The following is a 6,000-nucleotide window of genomic DNA, read 5'->3' as shown; positions in this document are numbered from 1 at the left end:
GATGTAGGCGGGGTGGCCGTCGTCGGTGAAGATGATGGTCCAGCCGTCGTGGTGGACCTGCCGATGATGCTGGCCGCAGATCAGCACAAGGTTGTGCAAAGCCGTGACACCGTCGTCTTTCCAATGTGTGCAATGGTGGCATTCGCACCATGACGGGGGCTTATCGCATCCCGGAAAACTGCAGCCCCGATCGCGGGCGACCAGGGCGCGGCGCATCTGCGGGGGGACGGTTCGGGCGGTGCGTCCGACGTCGAGGGGGACCCCGGCGGGGTCGAGGATGATGCGGGTGATTTCGGCGTCGCAGCTCAACCGGGCCAGGGCGCTGTGCGGCAGCGGAAGACCCCAACTGGTGGTCGCGGGGATGACACCGGCGGCGAGCAGGGTCTCCCAGCCGATGGTGACGGTCAGATGCGGCCGGACCCCGCCGGTCTCGGGAACCGCGGCGGCGCCCAGGGCGCGGGTGACGAGAGTGACGAGGGCGTCGGCGCGGCGGCGGGCGGGACTACGCCGGTCGGGAGTGCCGTCCTCGGCGGGCTGAGGAGCGGCAAGGCTGTCCAACGCGGTGCGCAGCAGGGCCGCGCCTTCGGCGTCGAGTTCCCCGCTGATCAGCGTGGTCCCGGTCGGGGTGTCGGTGAACGTGAGCCGGCGGATGTCAGCCGGGTCCCGGCTCGGCTTCTCGCCACCATCGCCGCCGCCAAACCCGGCACCGCCGCCTATGCCACCGCCGCCGCCGTTACCGCGGCCGCCGCTGCTGGGCTCGGTGTGTTCGCCGGTGTGGCTGTCGGCGTGGGGGTCGTCGCCGCCGGGGGAGGTGTCGATGGTGGTGAGGGTTTCGCGCAGGCGGGCGGCGATTTTGGTGAGGTGCAGGCTGTCGAATCGGCCGGCGAAACCGATCAGGGCCTGTTCGGCGGCGGTGCGCTGCTCGGGGGTGGTGGTGGGGGGCAGGCTGCGGATCGCGTCGCCGATGACCATCGCGTGTTCGGCGAGGATCTCTCCGGTGGCCAGGGCGGTACCGGTGGCGGTGCACAGGGTGGTGTCGCGGGCGAGGGTGACCTGGCGGCGGGCTTCGCGGCGGGTCAGCTGCAGCCGGTCCCGTAGCCACGCCGCGAGATCGGTGGCGCCCTGGTGGACGGCGAAGCCACGGTCGGTTGCCTCGACGAACAATCGGCCCCGTACCGCCGCGACCCGCCCGGACAGCCGGCACACCCCGTCGAGGAGCTCGTCCAGTTCGCCGTCGCAGAGCCGCCACACGTCCGCGGCCAGCAGCCCGTCGAGCTGCCCGCAGATCGTGGCCAGGCGTGCCGGCGGGTCCAGGCCGTCACCCACGTCGGCGTCGAGGTCGGCACCGATGCGGGCGCCGATGTCGTCGTAAACCATGGGTCAACGGTAGAACAACACCTGCCGGATGTCGAACATACGTTCGTACGCTTGAAGCGGAAACGGCACGGGAACCATCCACAGGGGCCGACCGGATGAGCAGTCCGGGTTGGCGGTCGGCGGGCTGCACTCGAGCGGCGGTCGGCACTCGTCCGGGGCGACGACGGCGGCGGTGAGTAATCCGGAACTCGGCAATGTCGTTCCACTGCGACGCCGATCCGATCTCCGCTGACTCGCTCGTGCCGGCGGGACTGGCCGTGCCGGCGGGACGGGCGAGGCGGGGAGACGCTCCCCCGGCGGCCATGAAGGTCGCCGGAGCCCAGACCGTGGTCCGTGGTCGACCCCTCGTCGGCCCGTCGTCGGTCAGTCGCCCGATCGGGTTGCTTGGACCTGGAGGCGGACGTAGTCGATGACGGGTTCGGGAAGGCGGACGGTGATCGCGTCGACGAAGGGCACTCGCTCATCCTCGGGGAGACGGTCGAGGTGCGCGCCCAGCATCACCGTCGCCAGGAAGCTGCGGAGCTGCTCGCCCTGCTCAAGCCGGGCGGGATCGGGCGTCAGCGTCACCTCGAGGTCGGTGAATCCCGCGTCGAGCAGGCGGCGCGTGGTCTCCTCGACGCCGGCGAAGTTCCAGATCCGGGGCGCGTGCGGCAGAACCTCGTCGATGGCGTGAGCGATGCTCGCGACGTTGCCCTGGCCGCCGCATTCGAACGCGAGCTGGGCTCCCGGCCGCATGACCGCGGCCAGATTCCTGAAGACCCTGTCATGATCGGGCAGCCAGTGCAGAGCCGCGACGCTCACGACCGCGTCCACCGAGGTGTCGACGGGCAGGGGCGCCGCCAGGTCGGCCTGGATCACCTCGACGCGGTCGAGGCGGTCGGCGAGGCGGGCGCGCAGCTGCGCGAGCATGGCGGCGGAGCCGTCCAGGGCGATCACGCGCCCGTCGGGCAGCAGGTCGAGCAGGGCGCTGGTGTCGCGTCCGGTGCCGCAACCGGCGTCGAGGACCGTCTCGTTGCCGGTCAGGGTGAGCCGGCCGAGGGTTCTCTCACCCCAGAACAAGTGGGGGAGAGGCAGCGAATCGTAGGTGCGGGCGTCCCATTCGCGAGGCATGGCCCCAAGAGTAGTCAGATGACCACGGATGGTCGGCCGCCGCGGTGCGGTCACGGCCGCCGCAGCCCCGCCGCGCCCGGCGCCGATGGATGCACCGGGCAGCGGCGTAGCCAAGGTCAGAAGACCGGGGTGCCGCGCTCGCGGGTGATGGTGGAGAGGGTCGCGGGCTTGCCGGACGGACCCGCCGTCGTCACCCGGTAGAGCGAGACCGTGCGGCCGCGGTGGACGAGCTCGGCGGTGGCGGTGACCTCGGCGGTGAGGGCGGCGGGGCGCAGGTAGTTCACCCGGATCGCCGTCGTGCGCTCCGGCACGGCCGGGTCGGCGAGCGCCTCGGTGGCGAGTTCGGCGGCGCAGAACAGGATGCCGCCGTGCACGGTGCCGCCGCCGTTCTCGAACGCCGGGTTGGCGGGCAGGAGGAACCGGCCGACGTCGCCGTCGCGTACGGGGCCGGCAATGACCCCGCCCCCTCCCGGGCCCCCGGCGTCGGCCCGGCTCAGGGCCTCCAGCAGCGAGTGGTGCGCGGCCGGTGGCAGCATCTGCGGCTCGCCGTCGAGGTAGCCCGCGGCGGTGCCCGGGATGCTGACGAAGCGGCAGCGGCCGATGCCGACGGCGACCAGCCGGCCGGCGTCGTCGCGGACCTCGCAACGGGCCGTCCCGCCGGCGGGATCCCGCCCGAGCAGTTCGGCGCTGGCCGTCAGCAGCCCGCCGGACCACGGCGGGGCGCCGATGACGTCGAGGGAGAGCTCGGCGGTGACCGAATGGGAGTTCTCCGGTCGGGACTCGTAGACCTCCATCCCGATCGCGGAGTCCACCAGGACGCCGAGCGAGCCGATCGTCGCCGTGCCGCCGGGCCCGTCGAGCCACGGACCGAGCTCCATCGTGACGCGCACGCCGCGCTCGCCGCGGATCACCTGGCTGAGCCGGAAGCGGCTTTCGGCGTACTCCCGCGCCGGCGGGGACGCCCCGACCGGGGCGTTCGGCGCGGGTGGGGTGTGGCCGGCGGGTTCGGTGCGGGCCGCCGGGACGAGGCCGTCCGCGGACGCGCCGGCGGTCGACGAGGATCCGGCGGTCGGGGAGGTTCCGGTTTCGGTCATCGCCGCGTCAACGTAGCAGCTCGCGGGCAATGATCATTTTCTGGACCTCGGAGGCGCCCTCGCCGAGGCGCTTGACCCGCAGGTCGCGAAACCAGCGCTCCAGCGGCATCTCCTTGGACAGGCCGAGGGCGCCGAACATCTGCACGCAGCGGTCCAGCACCCGGTAGGCGGCCTCGGTGCCGTACATCTTGCACACCGAGGAGTCGACCCGCACATCCTTGCCGAGGTCGGCGTTCCAGGCCGCCTGGTACATCAGCAGCCGGGCGGCGCGCAGCTCCACCTCGCTGTCGGCGATCATCCACTGGATGCCCTGCTTGTCGGCCAGCCGGGAGCCGAAGACCTCCCGCTGCTTGACCCAGTCGATCGCCATCCCCAGCGCCTGCTGGGCGATGCCGATGGGGCCCGCGGCATAGGCGATGCGCCCGGAGACCAGGAACTGCGAGGCGAGCCGGAAGCCCTGCCCCTCCTCGCCGATCCGGTTGGCCACCGGAATCCGGACGTTGTCGAAGTGCAGCTCGTACGGCGCGTAGGAGGTCATCACGTCGATCGGGAACTTGGTCAGCCCCTCGACGTCGTTGGGCAGGATGAAGCAGGTGATCCCGTCGCGCCGGCCCGGCTCGCCGGTGCGCGCGTAGAGCACCCCCCAGGCCGCCGTGCCGGCGTGCGTCGTCCACATCTTGGTGCCGTTGATGACGTAGTGGTCGCCGTCGCGCTCGGCGCGGCAGCGAATCGCCCGGGCCGGGTCGGAGCCGCCGGACGGCTCGCTGATCGCGGTGAACGCCCGGCCCGCCCGGCCTTCGATGATGGGGCGGGCGTACGTCTCGAACTGCTCCTTGGTCGCGGAGAACATCACCGTCGGCGGATTGCCGCCGAACGCCCCGCAGGCCGGGAAGAACGCGCCCATCCGGCACTTCGCCGCCTCTTCGGCGATGACGACCTGGCCGAGCACGCTCAGCCCGGCACCGCCGAACTCCGCCGGCGTCTGCAGTGCCCACAGGTCCGCCGCGCGGGCCTTGGCCTGCAACGGGCCGAGCAGCTCGGGCGGCAGGCCGGCCGCGTCGTGGGGGAGGGTGTCCTCCAGGGGCCGGACCTCGGTCTCCATGAAGCGCCGCACCGTGTCGGCGAGCATCCGGAACTCGTCCGGGAGCTCCCAGGCACCGGTGGGGAACGTGTCGGAGCCGCTGGACGGCGCTGCCGTTACGGACACGGCGCCTCCTTCGTTGTCTGGTCGCGGTCAAGATCAGGCCCAGGGGCAGGGCCAGGGTCGTGGTCGTGGCGGGCGATCAGGTCCACCCGGCGAGGACCTCGGTGACGGTGACCGCGGCGCGCGGTGGGACCCGCGGCGCGGCGGGGACGCTGCGCGAAAACCGAGGCGCGGGGGCGGGCTGGGTCACGCCGGCCACGTCGATCAGGATCTCCCGGGTGGCCACGTGCGGGTGCGCGGCGGCCTCGTCGAAGTCCAGCACCGGGGTGACGCAGGCGTCGAGGGGGTCGAACACGGCCGCCCACTCGTCGCGGGTTCGCTCGGCGAAGGCCTTGGTGAACGCCTCGCGCAGCTGCGGCCAGCGGGCCCGGTCGTCCTGGCCGGGCAGCGTGGCCGGGTCGAGGCCGAGGCCGGTGACGAACGTGGCGTAGAAGCGGGGTTCGAGCGCGCCGACGGCCATGTAGCCGCCGTCGGCGGTGGCATAGACGTCGTAGAACGGCGCGCCGGTGTCGAGGCGGTTGGAGCCGCGCTCGTCGTTCCAGCGCCCGCGCCCGCGCAGCCCCCAGACCATGTGCGCGAGCAGGCTCGCGCCGTCGACGATGGCCGCGTCGATGACCTGGCCGCGCCCGGAGCGTTCCCGCTCGACCAGCGCGGCGAGGATGCCCACCACCAGATAGGTGGAGCCGCCACCGAAGTCGCCGACCAGGTTCAGCGGTGGTACCGGCGCCTCGCCGGCGCGCCCGATCGCGTTGAGCACGCCGGTGATCGACAGGTAGTTGATGTCGTGGCCGACCCGGTCCGCCAGCGGTCCCTGCTGGCCCCAGCCGGTCATCCGCCCGTAGACCAGCCGCGGGTTGCGCCGCGCGCAGTCGTCCGGGCCGAGTCCGAGACGCTCGGTGACGCCGGGGCGGAAGCCCTCGATCAGCACGTCGGCGCCGGCGATCAGATCCAGCACGCCTTCGCGGGCCGTGGGATCGCCCAGGTCGGCCTCGACGAGGCGGCGCCCGCGCTGCACCGGCTCGGCCGGCACGCCCGGCGCCGGCACGGAACCCGGCCGGGCCACCCGGACCACGTCCGCGCCCAGATCGGCGAGCATCATCGCCGCGTGCGGGCCGGGACCGATCCCGGCGAGCTCGACGACCCGGATGCCGGCGAGTGGGCCCGCGGCGCTCGTCGGTTCGGGCAACGCCGTCCCTCCTCCTGGTTCCCGCCCGT

The 6,000-nt window shown here is 73.0% G+C and carries 5 protein-coding genes; all 5 read right to left on the bottom strand.

All coding sequences use genetic code 11. The features are described 5' to 3' along the window. On the bottom strand, window positions 1–1,377 hold a 1,377-nt coding region (locus NBZ83_RS11435), incomplete at its 3' end, for an HNH endonuclease signature motif containing protein (protein ID WP_261574926.1). A 363-nt stretch (window positions 1,378–1,740) separates the two neighbouring features. Then, window positions 1,741–2,487, bottom strand: a complete 747-nt coding sequence (locus tag NBZ83_RS11430; RefSeq protein ID WP_261569780.1) for a class I SAM-dependent methyltransferase — start codon at window positions 2,485–2,487, stop codon at window positions 1,741–1,743. 116 nt (window positions 2,488–2,603) lie between these two features. Then, the gene (locus tag NBZ83_RS11425) at window positions 2,604–3,581 is read right to left on the bottom strand and encodes a PaaI family thioesterase (protein WP_261569778.1); all 978 of its coding nucleotides are present in this window, start codon (window positions 3,579–3,581) and stop codon (window positions 2,604–2,606) included. Between the two features lie 7 nt (window positions 3,582–3,588). Beyond that, window positions 3,589–4,788 (bottom strand): acyl-CoA dehydrogenase family protein, encoded by a 1,200-nt coding sequence (locus NBZ83_RS11420; RefSeq protein ID WP_261569776.1) that lies wholly within the window; start codon window positions 4,786–4,788, stop codon window positions 3,589–3,591. Between the two features lie 76 nt (window positions 4,789–4,864). After that, complete coding sequence (locus NBZ83_RS11415; protein ID WP_261569775.1) at window positions 4,865–5,971, bottom strand: CaiB/BaiF CoA transferase family protein; 1,107 nt, start codon at window positions 5,969–5,971, stop codon at window positions 4,865–4,867. Window positions 5,972–6,000: the final 29 nt, after the last annotated feature.

The sequence above is a fragment of the Frankia gtarii genome (assembly GCF_025403375.1).
GTDB classification, from domain to species: Bacteria; Actinomycetota; Actinomycetes; order Frankiales; family Frankiaceae; genus Frankia; species Frankia gtarii.
The sequence above is the reverse complement of the archived record's forward strand: the minus strand, read 5'-3'. Positions and strand labels throughout refer to the sequence as shown.